The 17,175-nt window shown below is 37.6% G+C and carries 17 protein-coding genes; 7 read left to right on the top strand and 10 right to left on the bottom strand.

Translation table 11 applies throughout. The features are described from left to right. Positions 1-11: 11 nt before the first annotated feature. Positions 12-2,270: an LPS-assembly protein LptD gene (locus H4J73_RS00805; RefSeq protein WP_182179122.1), complete on the bottom strand. Its 2,259-nt coding sequence runs from the start codon at positions 2,268-2,270 to the stop codon at positions 12-14. A 192-nt stretch (positions 2,271-2,462) separates the two neighbouring features. Between H4J73_RS00805 and H4J73_RS00800 the strand changes: the two genes are divergently transcribed. From H4J73_RS00800 to djlA, 3 genes are read left to right on the top strand one after another with little or no spacing between them, the layout of a single operon-like run. Further along, the gene (locus tag H4J73_RS00800) at positions 2,463-3,479 is read left to right on the top strand and encodes an aminoglycoside phosphotransferase family protein (protein WP_182223835.1); all 1,017 of its coding nucleotides are present in this window, start codon (positions 2,463-2,465) and stop codon (positions 3,477-3,479) included. After that, positions 3,476-4,171 carry an N-acetylmuramate alpha-1-phosphate uridylyltransferase MurU gene (gene murU, locus H4J73_RS00795; protein ID WP_182179112.1) on the top strand — a complete coding sequence of 232 codons (696 nt, stop codon included), beginning with the start codon at positions 3,476-3,478 and terminating at the stop codon, positions 4,169-4,171. The genes H4J73_RS00800 and murU overlap by 4 nt, the downstream gene beginning before the upstream one ends. 17 nt (positions 4,172-4,188) lie before the next feature. Continuing rightward, the gene (gene djlA, locus H4J73_RS00790) at positions 4,189-4,980 is read left to right on the top strand and encodes a co-chaperone DjlA (RefSeq protein ID WP_182179110.1); all 792 of its coding nucleotides are present in this window, start codon (positions 4,189-4,191) and stop codon (positions 4,978-4,980) included. Positions 4,981-5,083: 103 nt separating this feature from the next. Here djlA and folA read toward each other — a convergent pair whose 3' ends face one another. Both folA and cgtA read right to left on the bottom strand, forming a co-directional pair. After that, positions 5,084-5,575 (bottom strand): type 3 dihydrofolate reductase, encoded by a 492-nt coding sequence (gene folA / locus H4J73_RS00785; protein ID WP_182179108.1) that lies wholly within the window; start codon positions 5,573-5,575, stop codon positions 5,084-5,086. A 307-nt stretch (positions 5,576-5,882) separates the two neighbouring features. Beyond that, positions 5,883-7,040 carry an Obg family GTPase CgtA gene (gene cgtA / locus H4J73_RS00780; RefSeq protein ID WP_182179106.1) on the bottom strand — a complete coding sequence of 386 codons (1,158 nt, stop codon included), beginning with the start codon at positions 7,038-7,040 and terminating at the stop codon, positions 5,883-5,885. 113 nt (positions 7,041-7,153) lie between these two features. Between cgtA and H4J73_RS20270 the strand changes: the two genes are divergently transcribed. Beyond that, the gene (locus H4J73_RS20270) at positions 7,154-7,276 is read left to right on the top strand and encodes a hypothetical protein (RefSeq protein WP_259366539.1); all 123 of its coding nucleotides are present in this window, start codon (positions 7,154-7,156) and stop codon (positions 7,274-7,276) included. Positions 7,277-7,367: 91 nt separating this feature from the next. Here H4J73_RS20270 and rpmA read toward each other — a convergent pair whose 3' ends face one another. Next, on the bottom strand, positions 7,368-7,622 hold the full coding sequence (rpmA, locus tag H4J73_RS00775; protein ID WP_070375738.1) for a 50S ribosomal protein L27: 255 nt from the start codon (positions 7,620-7,622) through the stop codon (positions 7,368-7,370). A 16-nt stretch (positions 7,623-7,638) separates the two neighbouring features. Continuing rightward, on the bottom strand, positions 7,639-7,950 hold the full coding sequence (gene rplU, locus H4J73_RS00770; protein ID WP_182179099.1) for a 50S ribosomal protein L21: 312 nt from the start codon (positions 7,948-7,950) through the stop codon (positions 7,639-7,641). Between the two features lie 227 nt (positions 7,951-8,177). Between rplU and ispB the strand changes: the two genes are divergently transcribed. Both ispB and H4J73_RS00760 read left to right on the top strand, forming a co-directional pair. Continuing rightward, entirely contained in the window at positions 8,178-9,149 is a 972-nt protein-coding gene (gene ispB / locus H4J73_RS00765) for an octaprenyl diphosphate synthase (RefSeq protein WP_182179097.1), read from the top strand. Beyond that, positions 9,149-9,718: a paraquat-inducible protein A gene (locus tag H4J73_RS00760; RefSeq protein WP_310649633.1), complete on the top strand. Its 570-nt coding sequence runs from the start codon at positions 9,149-9,151 to the stop codon at positions 9,716-9,718. The genes ispB and H4J73_RS00760 overlap by 1 nt, the downstream gene beginning before the upstream one ends. Positions 9,719-9,889: 171 nt before the next feature. Here H4J73_RS00760 and mdh read toward each other — a convergent pair whose 3' ends face one another. Beyond that, positions 9,890-10,825 carry a malate dehydrogenase gene (mdh, locus tag H4J73_RS00755; protein ID WP_182179095.1) on the bottom strand — a complete coding sequence of 312 codons (936 nt, stop codon included), beginning with the start codon at positions 10,823-10,825 and terminating at the stop codon, positions 9,890-9,892. Positions 10,826-11,050: 225 nt separating this feature from the next. Here mdh and argR point away from each other — a divergent pair, with 225 nt between their 5' ends. Then, positions 11,051-11,524 carry a transcriptional regulator ArgR gene (gene argR / locus H4J73_RS00750; RefSeq protein WP_182179093.1) on the top strand — a complete coding sequence of 158 codons (474 nt, stop codon included), beginning with the start codon at positions 11,051-11,053 and terminating at the stop codon, positions 11,522-11,524. 111 nt (positions 11,525-11,635) lie between these two features. Here the strand turns inward: argR and H4J73_RS00745 are convergent, their stop codons facing one another. From H4J73_RS00745 to H4J73_RS00730, 4 genes are all read right to left on the bottom strand, one after another. Continuing rightward, entirely contained in the window at positions 11,636-12,562 is a 927-nt protein-coding gene (locus H4J73_RS00745; protein WP_182179091.1) for a Dyp-type peroxidase, read from the bottom strand. 287 nt (positions 12,563-12,849) lie between these two features. Further along, positions 12,850-14,109 carry an ammonium transporter gene (locus tag H4J73_RS00740; RefSeq protein WP_182179089.1) on the bottom strand — a complete coding sequence of 420 codons (1,260 nt, stop codon included), beginning with the start codon at positions 14,107-14,109 and terminating at the stop codon, positions 12,850-12,852. A gap of 10 nt (positions 14,110-14,119) precedes the next feature. Continuing rightward, positions 14,120-14,458, bottom strand: coding sequence for a P-II family nitrogen regulator (locus tag H4J73_RS00735; protein ID WP_070375731.1), 339 nt, complete (start codon positions 14,456-14,458; stop codon positions 14,120-14,122). Between the two features lie 641 nt (positions 14,459-15,099). Continuing rightward, positions 15,100-16,446 carry a serine hydrolase gene (locus H4J73_RS00730; protein ID WP_182179087.1) on the bottom strand — a complete coding sequence of 449 codons (1,347 nt, stop codon included), beginning with the start codon at positions 16,444-16,446 and terminating at the stop codon, positions 15,100-15,102. Between the last annotated feature and the right edge of the window lie 729 nt (positions 16,447-17,175).

Below are 17,175 nucleotides of genomic sequence, written 5' to 3'. Positions count from 1 at the left end.
ATTTCTTATATTTAATTATTGAGAAAGTAAGGGCGTTTGTAGCCAAATATACTTGAGTTGAACATATCTGTAATGTCTTTTGTTCTCATGCTAAATCTTATCATAAAACCATTGTTGAATTCATCGCGATTTTCATTATTACCGGACGTCTCATCAAAGTTCGCAGTGATATAGCGATGATAAGCAAAGCTAAGTGACCAACAGCAACTTTGGTACTGTAAACCTGCATAAGTTTCTATGCTGCGATTTTGCTGTAAATCTTGAGTTATTCTCGTAATAACTTGCCAGTTTTTATTTATTCTGACGTTCCCCGCTAAAGACAATTGTTCTAATGTCATACCTGAGACATCACGAGTATATCGATGGTTCAATTGTATTGTTTGATTTTTACCAAAAAGATAATCAATGCTGGTTTGGCTCTTATTGGTGACATCATCTTCGGTATTATATTGAATGTCACTGCTGAACTGCCACTTTCTATTTATACGTGCGTATACTTCTGCTGCTAGCGCAGAGGTATCAGCGACAATACCTTGATTTTCATCTAACGTAAAATTACTGTCATTTAGATAAACAATTCGTCCTAAGCTCAAACGAAATTGCTCTTGGTTTGTACTATCTAATAAACGACTGGTCACCCCCCAGGAATATTGATTAGCTTGCGCTATTCTATCTAAACCACTAAAGCGTTTATCTCTAAACAACCCATTATAATCATCTTGTAACGGTGTCGTATCGTAAACTCCTATGTTACTTTGGTCTTTTTCTGGGATGTATAAATATTGTAACTGAGGCTCTAAAGTCTGTGTAAAACCCCTCCCCCAAAAGCGTGTTTGTCGGTCAAAGTTAACCCCACCATGAAAGCGCACTTTGGGTAAGGTTCTGCTGACACTTTCTTCAAGCTTACTGTCTACAGGAATATTGTCTTGTTCATAATGCGTTTGTAATAATTTAAATTCTGAATTTAAAAACCATGCGGGTGTAACCATCGGGAAAGTAAAGCCCGCTTCTACATGGTAACGCTTTGCTGTCGGTAGCGTTTCATCTGCGGTATCAAAATTTGTCATTTCTGAATAGACATCAAACAGCCCATCTAATAAATCAATTTCTTGATGGCTGTTTAGTTCAAGTTGAGCAAGCGCTTTATAATTTGTTTGATTATCCCCTAACACCTCAAAATCTTGTAATTTGACTTTTGCTTGCCAACTATCAGCGAAATAAGCTAACTCACCCGTTTGGTACAAGTAAGCATCATTGTCATTATAATGCTTACTACCAATGTCAGCTAAGTAGTTATCATCACTAATTGCCGTGTAATCAATATAAGCACGAAACCTTTCTGAAAAAGTACCTACATGCTGCATACGCACTAAATAACGTGCATCGCTACTTTGTTCTTGTTTATTGTCTTGATCTAAGTACTCGAGATCAAATTGTCCTTGTTGCTCATCGTACAAGTAACGAAATTCGGTAATCAACTGATTACCCCGTTTTAACATATACTTAGGAGTAATGGTTGCATCGATATTAGGCGCTATATTCCAGTAATAGGGAATTGACGTGGTGAAACCTGATTTACCTGAGCTACCAATTTCAGGATATAAAAAGCCAGACTGTCTTTCATCACCAATAGGAATGGTAAAATAAGGAAGGTATAAGACCGGCACATTAAACACTGAAAATCTTGCATGATAGGCTTCTAAATAATTTTCATTTTTAGAAATATTAATTTCACTAGCATTCATTTGCCAATCAGGTGAAGCGCCATAACAAGTCGTAAAAGAAGAATCAATTAATGACAGCGTACCTTCTTTAGAAACGGCAATAACTCCAGCACCTCCGTGACCTGCTGCTCCAGTAAGCTGGTATTGAGTATTGTGTAAGGTCGTTGCGCTTAGAGTTTCACTAATATTCAATTGATCCGCAAAAATATCAATACCTTTATTTTGAAAATGAATATCGCCTGTCGCATTAATTGTTGAGTTTTCTCGGTTTAGCTCAACCTCATTGGCTAGAACTGTCTGCTGATTATTTAACAGCATGACATTACCCGTAAATTTGGCCACTTTATTTTTATTAATACCCGTTTTTTCAGCCAAAATAGTAATTGCTTTACTATTTTCAATAGATTGAGGCTCAGTTAACTGCGGGTAAATAGGTATAGGGCATTGAGCCATATCATCGAGAATATGTGTAACTTGTTCAGCAAAGCTATATTTAGCTATTGATAAACAAGCAATTATTAAAATTAAATAACGCGGAAATGACATTAAAAGTCCGATGGGTGAATGATTAAAGCAATAAAAAGAAAATCGAGCAACATTTTATACTCAAACACTTAGATAATATAGCAATTTTCTTTAGTGTGCTAATTCGGTATATTGGTACTCCTAATGGACATTACATATTTTTGCTGCCATTAATGGACACCATGAGAATAATTTACATGAGGAATACAAAACTTGCCAAGCTCTAGAGTTCAAGCGCTACACCAATGGTTAAATCAACAATTTTCAAACGAAAACATTCACTTAACCCCCTTGTCTGGCGATGCTGGCTTTCGCTGTTATTACCGTTTTATTGTTCGTGGTCGTTCATTTATCGCTGTTGATGCACCCGCAGAAAAATCTAACAACGCTGCTTTTTCGTTTATGCAAAAAAGCCTTAGTAACAAAAGTGTTTTAGTGCCCGAAATTATTGCGGTTGACCTGTCGCTCGGTTTTTTTTGTTTAACTGATTTTGGCGAAACACTTTTAGCTGATGTTTTAACGACTGAAAATATGGCAATGTTCTATCAAAAAGCTATTGATATTTTACCAAAGATTCAATCAGCGTTACCTCACAACACCAAAGAATTAACACATTATAACCAAGAATTTGTTGAACTTGAGCTCAATATTTTTTCACAATGGTTATTAGCAGAGCACTTATCATTAGCATTAACTAATAATGAAGAAAAAGAGTTAGCGCACTGTTTTGCTATTCTTACAGAAAACATACTAAGTCAGCCACAAGCTCTTATTCACCGTGATTACCATAGTCGAAATATTATGGTGTTAAAAAATAATGCATTAGGCATTATTGACTTTCAAGACGCGGTTATTGGCCCTATTACTTACGACATCGTTTCACTGTTACGTGACTGTTACCTAAAATGGCCTAACAAGTCTGTTGCACTGTTATTAACCAACTATATTGAAATGATAACTAAACAGTATGCATTAACTGACATTAGTCGCGAACAATGGCAGCGCTGGTTTGATTTAACCGGGTTACAACGTCATATTAAGGCCAGTGGCATATTTGCACGCTTACATCACCGTGATAACAAAAGCAGTTATTTAGCTGATATCCCTCTTACACTTAACTACATCGTAGAGATAAGCCAGCAATACCCTGAATTAGCCTTTTTACATCAGTTTTTATTAAATAAAGTGCTGCCAGCAATGAACAAAATTAAGGAGAAAGCGTTAACATGAAAGCGATGATTTTAGCCGCTGGTCGGGGTGAGCGTATGCGGCCATTAACCGATTATTGCCCAAAACCCTTGCTTAAAGTAGCTGGCATTCCCTTAATTGAACACCACATTAATAAACTTGCCCAGAGCGGTATTACCGATATTGTGATTAACTGCGCTTGGTTAGGAGAGATGATTTCTACCTATTTGGGGGATGGTAAACAATTCGGTGTTAATATAAGCTACAGCCCTGAAAATGATGGTGCGCTTGAAACTGCCGGCGGCATCATTCAGGCATTACCTTTATTAACTAAAAATCAAGGCAATAAACCTTTTATGCTCATTAATGGTGATGTATTTACTGATTTTAACTTTGCTGACATGCCGATATTGGCTAACGACTGTTTAGCTCATATCTGCTTAGTTAACAATCCAGAGCATAATAAAAAGGGTGATTTTATCTTTGATCACCATCAACTAAAAAACATTCAAAATCAGTCAGCGTTGGAGCTAACGACATTGCAGACTTATACCTTTAGTGGTATCAGTCTTTTTCATCCTGATTTTTTTAAACGTGAAAATACTCGACAAGTGTCAAAATTGGGGCCAATGCTTAAAAGAGCCGTTGAGCAAGGTAAAGTTTCAGCCAGCATATTAACTTGTGCATGGACCGATGTTGGCACACCAGAGCGTTTAGCTAATCTAAATAAATAATACAGGTAATATTGATAATGAGAATATGGGGAAAACTTTTAGGCTTTATATTTGGCTTTATGCTGAGTAAAAACCTACTGGGTGCATTAATAGGTATGTTTATTGGCCATAACTTTGATAAAGGTAGAGCACTGAATTTCGGTCATTCATCTGGTTCAAAAGAGTCAGAAAGCGAACGTCAAACCACCTTTTTTTATACCTCTTTTTCAGTCATGGGTTATATGGCAAAAGCTAATGGCTTAGTGTCTAAACATGAAATTGAATTTGCAAATGCCTATATGGACAAGTTATCACTGCAAGGAGAATTGAGACAACAAGCGCAAGATGCCTTTCGAGAAGGGAAAATGGCTGGTTTTCCACTGAACGATCGTTTAGCTAAATTTAAACAGGTTTGTGGGAATCGTCATGATTTATTGTTACTTTTTTTAGAGATTCAAATTCAAGTAGCTTTCGCTGACGGCACATTAGACAGTGACGAACGTCAAGCTTTGCATACCATTGCGCAACATTTAGGATTTTCAAGTAAAGAACTCGACCAACTATTAGAAATGATCATAGCTGGCGCACAGTTTCACCAGGGGCAATCAGGTAAAAGCTCGCAGTCTCAATTAGACAATGCCTATAAAGTATTAGGCGTTACATCAGACACCCCAGAAAAAGATATTAAGAAAGCTTACCGAAAATTAATGTCACAGCATCATCCAGATAAAATGGTTGCTAAAGGGCTTCCTCCTGAAATGATGGAAATAGCCAAACAAAAAGCGCAAGATATTCAAGGTGCATATGAGTTAATTACAAAAAATAAATAACCGTTAATGCTTGTGATTATTGGCAGAGAATAGCCGCTGTAGTTTACTAGAAGCTAAATGAAAAAACGCATATTTGCCTATGCGTTTTTTTGCTTTTAAAAGGCTACTTTCGCTGATAGATACAAAAATCGAGATCAAAATGATTCTTTTCGTCGGCACTACATTTAGTACTTTGTGTTAATTGCCAATCATTATCAGTATCATATTCAGGAAACTCGGTGTCCCCTTCGATGTTGGCTTTAATATGGGTAACGTAAAGACGGTGAGCAAAGGGTAAACAATGTCTATAAATGGCCCCACCACCAATCACCATAACTTCTTCAACATCTCCTGCCAAAATAAGCGCTTGCTCAACAGAAGTCGCACAGTCTACGCCGACAGCTTGGTAGTTTACATCGCGTGAGATAACAATGTTTTGTCTACCGGGTAATGGTCGGCCAATAGATTCATAGGTTTTGCGTCCCATTATAATAGGCTTACCAAGTGTCGTTTTTTTGAAGTAAGCTAAATCAGCAGGCAAATGCCAAGGCATGTCATTATCTTTGCCAATAATACGCTTATTGGCATGTGCGACGATCAGAGAAAGTATTGTCATTAAAATTTTCGCTATAATTTTAATAATTCACTATTTTATTAATAAAATAACAAACTATTATTGTTAATGAGTTAAGTAATTGGATGGCACTTTAAACGTTATTGTGACACTTTACCACCGACGCTAGGGTTAGGTTGCTTCAATCTATTAAGGGGATTTACATCTGCCTGATAAATGACGAGCAGCAAGCATCAATGCCTAAGAACAGTCATGACCATTAATTTGGGATATAAAAATTGCCATATAAAAAAAGCTCAAGTAAGTGATACTTGAGCTCTCTTAAAAACTGAAATGCTAGGTTAATAATCTATTTACGATATTCAACTTCTACGTCGTATTCGTCTTCATCCCAGTCTTCATCATCAAGCATGTCTCCAGCCTCTGCAACAGCATCTTCGTGGTAAGTATCCCACTTAAATTCAACCGTTTTATCTTCAGGCGTCTCTTCGACTTCTGGAGGTAGACCTTCAATAAAGGTCATCACACCTTGTGTTAAGTCACCGGTGCCAGATCTATTGATTGCAGAAATACTACGTACTTCACCCTGCCAACCTAAACCAGCGATAATACTATCCGTTAACTCTTTCGCTTCATCTTCTAACATTAAATCAAGCTTGTTAAAGACTAACCAGCGTGGCTTAGCAAAAAGCTTAGATGAATGTCGTTCTAATTCACTGATAATAGTTTTAGCGTTTTCAAGTGGATCAGAACCATCAGCAGGCATCACATCAATAATGTGTAATAAAATTCGACAACGTTCTAAATGCTTAAGAAACTGTGTGCCTAGGCCTGCGCCTTCTGCTGCACCTTCAATCAACCCCGGAATATCAGCAATAACAAAGCTACGCTGGGTGTCTAAACGAACGACACCTAAGTTAGGCACTAATGTAGTAAATGGGTAATCTGCTACTTTTGGTCGAGCCGCTGATACACTGCGTATCAAAGTAGATTTACCCGCATTAGGTAAACCTAATAAGCCCACATCAGCTAAGAGTAGAAGTTCAAGCTTCAAGCTACGAATTTCGCCTGGCGTACCATCAGTTTTTTGACGAGGGGCGCGGTTAGTACTACTTTTGAAACGCGTATTCCCCAAACCGTGCCAGCCGCCTTTAGCAACAAGCATTTTTTGCTCATGATGGGTCAAATCACCTAATTGTTCACCGGTGTCAACATCAGCAGCACGTGTTCCAACAGGTACTTTCAAGATTAAATCGTCTGAACCTTTACCCGTACAATCACGACTTTGACCGTTTTGACCGCGCTTAGCACGATGAAAACGCTCAAAGCGATAATCAATTAAGGTATTCAGGCTTTCATCCGCCATTAAATAAACGTCACCGCCGTCACCGCCGTCACCACCATTAGGTCCGCCGTATTCAATGTACTTTTCTTTTCGAAAACTTACACAACCGTTGCCGCCGTCACCGGCCTCAACTCTAATTTCAACTTCATCAACGAATTTCATGGTGCTTTGAAACACTCCAAGATTAAACTATTGCCTTATTATAAGTTATTTTTCGCACTTACGAAAACAAAGTTATTTTTTATACAAAATGAATACCATTTGGATTAATTAAAATGACAAAATTCAATGAGAATAAATTTTCAAGAACAAGGTGCTTGATTGAACAAGAGCTGGCCATTGCGATGCAAAGCAACGACGTTATTGTCTATTTAAGTCATTTAAAAATGAACAGTTAATTAGTGCAATTGATATAAGATACTTATCTAATTAAGTATCAAAAAAAAACCCTGCTTAAAGCAGGGTCTTTATTAAGATTGAGTAGCGTTACTAAGCAACAATACTTACAAACTTACGGTTTTTAGGACCTTTAACATCAAATTGTACTTTACCATCTGTTAAAGCAAATAATGTGTGGTCTTTACCAATACCCATGTTTGTTCCAGCGTGGAATTTAGTACCACGTTGACGAACAATAATGTTTCCAGCTAATACAGCTTCGCCACCAAAACGCTTAACACCAAGGCGTTTAGCTTCTGAATCGCGACCATTTCGTGTACTACCTGCAGCTTTCTTATGTGCCATCTTGAATCGCTCCTAATTAGCCGTTAATGCCAGTAATTTTCACTTCAGTGAACCATTGACGATGGCCCGCTTCTTTACGTGAATGCTTACGACGTTTAAATTTAACAATCTTAACTTTATCAGCACGGCCTTGATTTACAATCTCAGCTACTACTTTACCACCGGCAATGTAAGGCGCGCCTACATTAACTTCTTCGCCGTTAGCGATCATTAAAACGTTATCGAATTCTACTGTTGCACCAATTTCAAGCTCAAGCTTTTCAAGGCGAACTGTTTGTCCTTCAGTTACGCGATGTTGTTTACCGCCACTTTGGAATACAGCGTACATACCTACTCCGTACAGCGTCATTTTATTTAGACGCTAAATATTAAAATATAGGGCGCGAATTCTACGCGAAGATTTTTATTCAGGCAAGTCTAATTCGCATCTATTTCCAATTAATTTGCTTATCGTTAAACTAATCCGCTACAGCCCTTTATTGCTCAATAATTTCGTGTAAACTCATGCTTCATAAAATGTCCTCAATACAACAACAAAGGTAGCTGTAGCTTTCTATGGATATCAAAAATATACAAGCCCTCGCTCAAAAAGATATGACTGCGGTAAATGATATAATTTATTCGCAAATAAACTCTGATGTTGCGTTAATTAATCAACTCGGTGTTTATATTGTTAATGCGGGTGGCAAAAGAATGCGGCCAATGCTAACGGTGCTATCTGCACGTGCATTTGGTTATCAAGGTGAAGAACATATTTCTATCGCCGCCATTATTGAATTTATTCATACCGCAACATTATTACATGATGATGTTGTAGATGAGTCGAATATGCGCCGTGGTCGTGAAACCGCAAATGCCTTGTTTGGTAATAGTGCGAGCGTACTTGTTGGTGACTTTCTTTACACCCGTTCTTTTCAGATGATGACCCAATTGGGCAACATGAGAATAATGGATATATTATCTGATGCCACCAATATTGTTGCAGAGGGTGAAGTGCTGCAGTTAATGAATTGTAACGACCCAGACACAACAGAAGAAAGTTATTTTGAAGTTATTTACTGTAAAACGGCCAAGCTATTTGAAGCCGCCACGCGTTTAGCTGCCGTTATTGCAGGGCAAGATGAAACAACTGAAAAAGCCATGCAGGAATATGGAAAATATTTAGGGACTGCTTTTCAATTAGTCGACGACATTATGGATTACACCGCTGATGCAAAAGCGATGGGTAAAAATATTGGTGACGATTTAGCTGAAGGTAAACCTACTTTGCCATTACTTTATGCAATGCAACACGGTAATACACAGCAGAAGCAGCTAATAAGAGATGCTATAGAACATTGTAATGGTATGGAGCACTTAGACGAGATACTCGCCGCAATGGAGCAAACAGGCTCTTTAGTGTACACACAAAAGAAGGCAGAGTTAGAAGCTGACAAAGCCATTAGTGCCTTACACATATTACCTGAATCAGAACACAAGCAAGCGTTAATTAGTCTTGCTCATATTGCTGCGAATAGAACGGTGTAATGATGAAAACTCATTTTGGCTTTCTTTTTAACGTCATCGCTATATTGTTATTTATTCCAGGCATATTTCTGCCGATGTTCTTTTTACAGATGGATGTTAGCGCGAGTATTAGTGGACCCGCACTTACCTCTGAACTGATAAACAAAGAACTTTCACTATTAACAACTATTCAAGAATTATGGCAACACGATCGTTTATTGGTGGCGGCGTTAATTTTTATTTTCTCTATTTGTATTCCGCTACTCAAAGCGTGCTTAGTGACTTGGTCTTATTTTAAAAGAAATACGCAGATAGAAAGAAAGATCATCAATTTTGTAGGAACTATTGGTAAGTGGTCGATGGCAGATGTTTTTGTAGTCGCAATATTTCTAGCGGTGTTATCCACTAATCATGCAGAAACGGCAAACCAACAAACACTCAGCATCATGGGTTTTAAACTTAACTTAATGATCAGCAGTGAAACGTTATCTTCTGTAGGGCATGGGTTTTATTTCTTTACCGCTTATTGCTTACTTTCATTGATAGGAACGCAGTTAAGCCAAAGTGGTTTGAAAAAGCAACCAAGCTAAACGATTATCTATTCACTCTGACAAACTAATTCTTTATCACGCTATTTTCATTCATTATTTTAACGCATAAAAAAACCGCTATTCTTTCCAGAGTAGCGGTTTTTTTTGCAGAGAATATCAAACAATAAATATAAATTTACCTATTAATATCAATGCTAACGTGCATCAAAATTAACCTTTGATGAAGTTAATGCCTTCAGTAATGTCAGCTTTTAATGTGTCTAACATATCTACTTTCGCTTTTTCTTCAAAAGCACTTAGTTTGCCGTAAGATAAAATTTCGCTCACGCCATTTACACCTAAACGTACTGGTTGTGCGAAAAATTGTGCATCTTCGCCTGCGCCTTCAACGTAAGCGTAATCAACCACGTCTTTGCCTTGTAAGCCTTTAACCAAAGACATACAAAAACGAGCGGCTGCTGCGCCCATTGATAAAGTAGCGCTACCGCCACCCGCTTTAGCATTAACAACTTCCGTACCTGCATTTTGAATGCGTGGCGTTAAAGCAGCAACTTCTTCATCAGTGAAAGTAACACCTTCAACTTGTGAAAGAAGCGGTAAAATTGTTGTACCTGAATGGCCACCGATAACGGGCACTTTAACTTCAGCTACGTTTAAGCCTTTTAATTCAGCAACAAAAGCTTCACTGCGAATAACGTCTAGTGTAGTAATACCAAATACACGAGCAGCGTCATAAGTACCTGCTTTTTTGAATACTTCAGCAACAATAGGAACCGTGCCGTTTACTGGGTTAGTAATGATACCAACCAACGCTTTAGGACAGTTAGCAACAATGCCTTCTGCTAACGTTTTAATAATGCCCGCGTTTACTGCGAATAAATCAGCACGATCCATACCTGGTTTACGAGGCATGCCAGCCGGAATTAAGACAATATCAGCACCTGTTAATGCATCGCCTAATGCGTCAGCACCAAAACCTTCAACTTTAACCGCTGTAGGGATGTGTGATAAATCGACAGCAACACCTGGAACAACGGGTGCAACGTCATATAAAGATAGCTCAGAACCAGCTGGTAATTGAGTTTTTAATAATAATGATAACGCTTGGCCGATTCCGCCAGCAGCGCCTAAAACAGCAACTTTCATTTGATGTCTCCGGTAGTTAAAGAATATTTGAGTAAATACGTAAATTTTCGTGCCCAAAAGATATAGCATCGGCCACTAAAAAACAATTAATATTAAACGATATATGGCATTAGGATACCGTATAATACTTTTAATGAAATAATACTTAGGTCTTACTTCCTCATCATTAAGAATTTAAGATTAAAAAAAGTGTAGTAGAAAAATAATAAAGAGTACCGTTAAATTATGACAGTTTCACAAAAACAAGAAGCATTAACACAAGCTTTTAAAGATTTATTAAAGCAAGAGCAGTTTGGCTCTCAGGGCGATATCGTTGAGGCTTTGAAAAAACAAGGCTTTGATAATATTAGCCAATCAAAAGTTTCGCGTATGCTCAGTAAATATGGTGCTGTTCGCACCCGTAATGCTCGCCAAGAAATGGTGTATTGTTTACCCGCTGAATTAGGCGTTCCAACAGCAAAAAGCCCTTTACGCCAGTTAGTTATAGATATTGAATACAATGAAGTGATGATCATTGTTAGAACAAGCCCAGGAGCGGCACAGCTCATTGCCCGATTACTCGACAGCTTAAGTAAGAGTGACGGAGTACTAGGAACGATTGCCGGAGATGATACTATTTTTATAGCCCCAACCCATGTTGGCCAAATAGAAGAAACCATTGCTAAGTTAGAGTTACTCTTTTCTAGAAACTTAAATTAAGCAAGCACCAAAAGAGTTGAAGCAAACGTATATGTTATTGTCATTCTAAAATTTCTGCATAACCTATCAATGAAGATAATTTCAGAATGACACGCCATCAACTGTATTTTTTCATGACTGAGCTAGTTTAGCTAAAAAATTCAAACTTGGGGCAAAGAAAGACGCCCCTGTTTCTGCCTGGGTATATTTCAGTAAATGGTCAAAATGACCATGTGCATCTGTTTTGATCATTGCTTTAAGCATCATCTCAAAAGGTTCTGGCGATCGGCAATATGCAACGAAAAATAAGCCCTGCAACTTCATATCACCGTATGGCATGCTTTGGCGTACTATCTCAATAGCATTACCGTCTGCATCTTTTAGGTTTACACGTTTAGTATGCGATGTGGGTGGTTTGTTTTCACTCGTATACTCTTCATTTTCTAATTTTGTACGCCCAAAAATATCTTCTTGGTCTTTAACTTTTAAACTGTTCCATAGATTTAAATTATGGCGATAGCGTTGAATATGTAAATAACTGCCCGCGGCAAATTCAGCATCATCTTCATTAGCAACCAACGCCACTATACGGCGGTGTGAGCCTTGTGGGTTCTCAGTGCCATCGACAAAGCCAGTTAAATCACGACCATCGAGAAACCTAAAGGCGCGTACCTGCTCAACAAGTTCAACACTATTTGCTAATAAAGCGCACACTTTTGTACTGACAATGTGATTGACATCAGCACGATCGCTTCTTATTTCAATATAGAGATCATAACTATCAGCAGGCGCTGCGCGGTCATCACATTCAATCGCTGAAAAAGGCTTAAGATTTTTGGGTCTTGCTTGAGGATAAAGTTCATCCCAGTAGTTAGCGCCAATAGCAATAACACCTGCAAGGTTTGATTCTGAAAAACGATCAGCGTAATGATCAAATAAGGCAGGTAATCGAGAAAGGGCTAGACGCACATGAGCATTTTTATCATCTAAAACATTAAACAATAGATAATAGCCGTGCAAACTAGGTTCCGCGCAAATACCAAATTGTTCTCTTGCCATCAAAGCTTCCAAAATAAAACGTGAGTTAATTTCTTAATTTTACACAGTTTTCTAAAATTGACAGTATATCTTTTGATTTATTAAAATAAGCACAAACTCAGTTGTTCTGTGACCTTCATGTGAGCGCACCATTGCTTGCATGGCAACACGACATACCGTTCATCCTGAACATCGTCGCTCTTTGCCATCCGTGGCAACACGACATACCGTTCATCCTGAACATAAAAAACAGCCCGTAGGCTGTTTTTTTATCTTTATTCATCTAATAAACTAAAGACTGATAAGTATTAAGTAAACTCTGGATAAGCTTCCATACCACAATCTGTTTTATCAACGCCTTCATATTCTTCTTCTTCAGTCACACGAATACCCATGACCTTTTTAAGCACATACCAGACAACAAAACTTGCACTAAATACCCAGACAAATATTGTTGCTGCGCCGATTAATTGTCCGCTAAAGGTTGAGGCTGGGTTTGTAAGAGGAACAAGTAGTAAACCAAAGAAACCAACAACACCATGAACTGAGATAGCACCTACTGGATCATCTATTTTCAACTTATCTAATCCAATAACCGATAGCACCACCAATACACCAGCGATCATGCCAAAGAGTGTAGATTGTAGCGCAGTAGGCGTTGAAGGTTCTGCCGTAATCGCAACTAAGCCCGCTAACGCACCATTTAATGTCATGGTTAAATCTGCTTTCTTAAATAAGATTTTAGCAAAAATCAATGCAGCTATTGCACCACCTGCGGCTGCAGCATTGGTGTTTAAGAAAACCATAGCAACAGAATGTGAACTGTTAATATCTGCAAGTTTTAATACTGAACCACCGTTAAAACCAAACCAGCCCATCCATAAAATAAACGTACCTAATGTGGCCATTGGCAAGTTAGCTCCAGGAATAGCATTTACACGACCGTCAGGACCATATTTACCTTTACGTGCACCGAGTAATAATACGCCAGCGAGTGCTGCTGATGCGCCGGCCATATGCACAATACCTGAGCCTGCGAAATCAGAGAAACCTAAGTCACCTAAAGTGTATAAACCAAATACAGCATTACCGCCCCAAGTCCAGCTACCTTCAAGTGGGTAGATTACTGCTGTTAGAGCAACGGTGAAAGCAAGGAATGCCCACAATTTCATACGCTCAGCAACGGCACCTGAAACAATCGACATGGCCGTCGCTACAAAAACAACTTGAAAGAAAAAGTCAGACGCTTTTGAATAAATAGCGCCGCCATTAAAACCATCTTCACGACCAGCAAATTCTTTTAATACTGCATCAGCATCAACCGTTTCGATGCCCGACAAGAAGAACCCACCACCGTACATAATTTCATAACCACACGCTAAATACATCATGCAAGCAATTGCATAAAGCGCAACGTTCTTAGTCAAAATTTCTGTGGTATTTTTCGCTCGAACTAAACCCGCCTCTAACATAGAGAAACCTGCTGCCATCCACATAACGAGGGCACCACAGACTAAGAAATAGAAAGTGTCCATTGCATACTGTAACTGAAAAATGTTTTGTTCCATGATTTACCCCTTAAATAGCTTCAACATCTTGCTCACCAGTACGAATACGTACAGCTTGCTGTAAGTCATAAACAAATATTTTACCATCGCCTATTTTACCCGTATGAGCAGATTCTGTAATTGCTTTCACTAAGCGTTCAACAACGTCGTCGTTCACTGCAATTTCAAGCTTCACTTTTGGTAAAAAATCAACTTGATACTCTGCACCACGATACAATTCGGTATGACCTTTTTGTCGTCCAAAGCCTTTTACTTCACTTACGGTTAATCCTTCGACACCAATTTCAGAAATAGCTTCTCTGACATCGTCCAGTTTGAAAGGTTTTATTATTGCGTTAACCATCTTCATTTTGTTTAGCCTTATTTGTGATTTGTACATAACAATACAAATGTTATGCCAAGCACTAAAAACAATAAAATTCAGTATGTTAAAATAAAAGTTAAAATAAAAACTGTTATTAAGCACTTCTGTGGTGCATAACATATTGCGAATGACTGTAATTGGTGCATGAGGTAATGATCACCGCCACTTAAGTTGAGAATTCACGGCAACCTGAGAATTTTGTTGAGGTTCAAAGAGCAAGCAGAAGCTAAAACCCTATATAAATCTGTATATAGAGACTACAAATAAGTAACTGTAGATACTTATTTGTAAGTAGGATCATATGTGGTTTCCAATTTAATTCGAAATTTTGTCAAGAGTACTTCAACTCAAAACATCCATGAATACATAGGTACATACTTCACTAGTGATATTGTTGGATATTAAATGGATTGAGTGGGGACAATATTCACTAATGCCACATTAGAGACATTAGATAATTGAGTTAAAACTGAGGTTAGGATTAGTTTTCGTATGGATAATATCGAAATAATCAGCATTTAAACTGTAAGTTAACCTCTGCAAAAAATAAAACCAACGGTAATTTGACAAACTTGAAAAGTCATATTCATAGAGTATTTAGTTTTTCCAAGTTAAATTCCTACAAATTATAGCTTCACTGCTTTTTGAGGAGTAGATGATAGTCTTGGGTAATAGCTCAATGTAAGCTTTCCCGTATCATCTTCATCAATAACAAAGTAGGCTAATGTACCTTTGTAGAAAAAGCTGTTTAGAGACATTGGGATTACTTCATAAGGTAATGAATCATCTCTTTTAGTGTATATAACTCCTTCTTCAACGAACAATGTACGTATTGAGTCGTTATCTACTTTATAACGTCCCAACAATTTATTAAGTTGAGTTTGTTCAATATCAAAGCGGCTATAGCCAGGGTGATTAATAGCAAACATTTCAGCCGATAATAATAGAGTCAAATTGAAAGGTTTTGAGGAGCTGTCATTACTCAATACTGCAATATAAATATCCTCTTCAGGGAAATACACTGAACTAGTTCTAAAACCAGGAGTTCCCCCTTGATGAATAATTGCTTTACGTTCGTGGATTTTAATATTGTTTAACCCGAAGCCATAACGAGATGAACTTCCATCATTAAGTTTAAACCCTGTAATCATCACCTTATAACTTTCTGCTGAAATGAGTTTTCCTTGGCTCAGGCTGCGATACCAAGTGGCCAAGTCGTCAACTGTTGAAACTAAACCTCCAGCAGAAAAAGCCCATGATACATCTACTGGATTTGCTTTTTTAATAACACCTTTACGTGTTCGATAATAACCTATCACGCCTTTTGAATTTGAATCCAGCCCGCCATAATAGCTGTTACTCATACCTAATTTATTAAATATGTTACTTTCTATAAATTGACCATAAGTTTGCCCGCTAACAATTTCAATAATTTTACCAAGCAACAGATAGCCTGTATTTGAATAACTCATCTTTTCACCAGGCTGAAATTTAATTTTTTCCTTCAGCAATAAAACCATTAATTTTTCTAAGGTTGTTGATGTCTTTCTATGTACAGCTATTTTTTTCGGGTTTCTGTAAAATCCTGAAGTATGACTCATTAGGTGTTCGATTCTTATTTCATTTTGTTGCGGTGGGAAGTTTGGAAAATATTTGCGAATATCATCTTTTATGGATAATTTACCCTGCTCTTGCAGCATCAATATAGCCGTGCTCGTAAATTGTTTTGTTATTGATGCAAGTTTGAATTCACTGCTTGTCTTTAGTACCCTTCCAGACTCAATATTAGCCATGCCGTAAGAACCAATATATATAGTTTCCCCACCTTTGGTCACGATGACAGACACTCCCGGTCCTTTTTCATCAACATGGCTCCTTAAAAGCTTATCAAAGCTTAATGAAGAGCTTGCAAAACATTGGCCAGCTAGAATAAAAACGGCTATTAGAGAAAGTTGAATTAGACCTTTGTTCATAACGTTCCTTGTAAATTATAGTTATTTAAACGGGGGAGATTGTCATATTAGCGTATTTTTACAGTTAGATTGTATAACCAATAATTTATAAAGTAATTCATTAGAAAATATATCGCAAAAAACTTATCTCTAAAGTCAGCAATGCGCACAGAGTGATCGTTAATAATTCAAAATTGACTGATAGCAATGGTGGTTTTGCGACGGTTAGATTAAGTAAAGTCATAGTGACTCTGAGTACGTTCATTTTTTGCACGTACTCATGGTCTCTAAGGTGCAATGCTTCTGTATGACCTATTACTACCTCTTTACTAAAAAAATAGTAAAGAGGTAGTAAAGCGTCTGCAATAGTGGATTAGTTGGCTATCAAAATAAAGTATAAAACCTTTAGCTAGGTTCATATAATCTGTATAACCTGGCAAGAATTTACTTCTTAAATACTAAATTTATATAAACTTATCCCCCTAATGCGCTCCTATGGTAGTAATAACCACAACAAAAATAACTAGATATTGCTTATTCTTCTTAGCATACTTTTGTTTGTGTAATGTATGCGATCTCATAATGTAATAAATCTCAAACTATAAGGCAGTAGTGTGAACAATTCTCAACTTAATTGGCAGTCAACAAATTCAAACAATCTGCAAACTATTGAAATATACGACTGTCACTTGCCTGAGATTCTCAGATTAAGTGGCAGTGATCATAACGAACGTTATATTCATAGCACAA

Source organism: Colwellia sp. MB3u-41, from assembly GCF_014076845.1.
Taxonomy (GTDB): domain Bacteria; phylum Pseudomonadota; class Gammaproteobacteria; order Enterobacterales; family Alteromonadaceae; genus Colwellia_A.
The sequence above is the reverse complement of the archived record's forward strand: the minus strand, read 5'-3'. Positions and strand labels throughout refer to the sequence as shown.

Bases quoted from the DNA above. Each gene is read 5' to 3' on its own strand.
- H4J73_RS00740 (WP_182179089.1), bottom strand. From the start codon at position 14,109: ATGGAACAAAACATTTTTCAGTTACAGTATGCAATGGACACTTTCTAT.
- H4J73_RS00745 (WP_182179091.1), bottom strand. From the start codon at position 12,562: ATGGCAAGAGAACAATTTGGTATTTGCGCGGAACCTAGTTTGCACGGC.
- H4J73_RS00730 (WP_182179087.1), bottom strand. From the start codon at position 16,446: ATGAACAAAGGTCTAATTCAACTTTCTCTAATAGCCGTTTTTATTCTA.
- ispB (WP_182179097.1), top strand. From the start codon at position 8,178: ATGGATATCAAAAATATACAAGCCCTCGCTCAAAAAGATATGACTGCG.
- cgtA (WP_182179106.1), bottom strand. From the start codon at position 7,040: ATGAAATTCGTTGATGAAGTTGAAATTAGAGTTGAGGCCGGTGACGGC.
- folA (WP_182179108.1), bottom strand. From the start codon at position 5,575: ATGACAATACTTTCTCTGATCGTCGCACATGCCAATAAGCGTATTATT.
- djlA (WP_182179110.1), top strand. From the start codon at position 4,189: ATGAGAATATGGGGAAAACTTTTAGGCTTTATATTTGGCTTTATGCTG.
- H4J73_RS00760 (WP_310649633.1), top strand. From the start codon at position 9,149: ATGATGAAAACTCATTTTGGCTTTCTTTTTAACGTCATCGCTATATTG.
- H4J73_RS20270 (WP_259366539.1), top strand. From the start codon at position 7,154: ATGACAAAATTCAATGAGAATAAATTTTCAAGAACAAGGTGCTTGATT.
- mdh (WP_182179095.1), bottom strand. From the start codon at position 10,825: ATGAAAGTTGCTGTTTTAGGCGCTGCTGGCGGAATCGGCCAAGCGTTA.
- H4J73_RS00805 (WP_182179122.1), bottom strand. From the start codon at position 2,270: ATGTCATTTCCGCGTTATTTAATTTTAATAATTGCTTGTTTATCAATA.
- murU (WP_182179112.1), top strand. From the start codon at position 3,476: ATGAAAGCGATGATTTTAGCCGCTGGTCGGGGTGAGCGTATGCGGCCA.
- H4J73_RS00735 (WP_070375731.1), bottom strand. From the start codon at position 14,458: ATGAAGATGGTTAACGCAATAATAAAACCTTTCAAACTGGACGATGTC.
- rpmA (WP_070375738.1), bottom strand. From the start codon at position 7,622: ATGGCACATAAGAAAGCTGCAGGTAGTACACGAAATGGTCGCGATTCA.
- rplU (WP_182179099.1), bottom strand. From the start codon at position 7,950: ATGTACGCTGTATTCCAAAGTGGCGGTAAACAACATCGCGTAACTGAA.
- argR (WP_182179093.1), top strand. From the start codon at position 11,051: ATGACAGTTTCACAAAAACAAGAAGCATTAACACAAGCTTTTAAAGAT.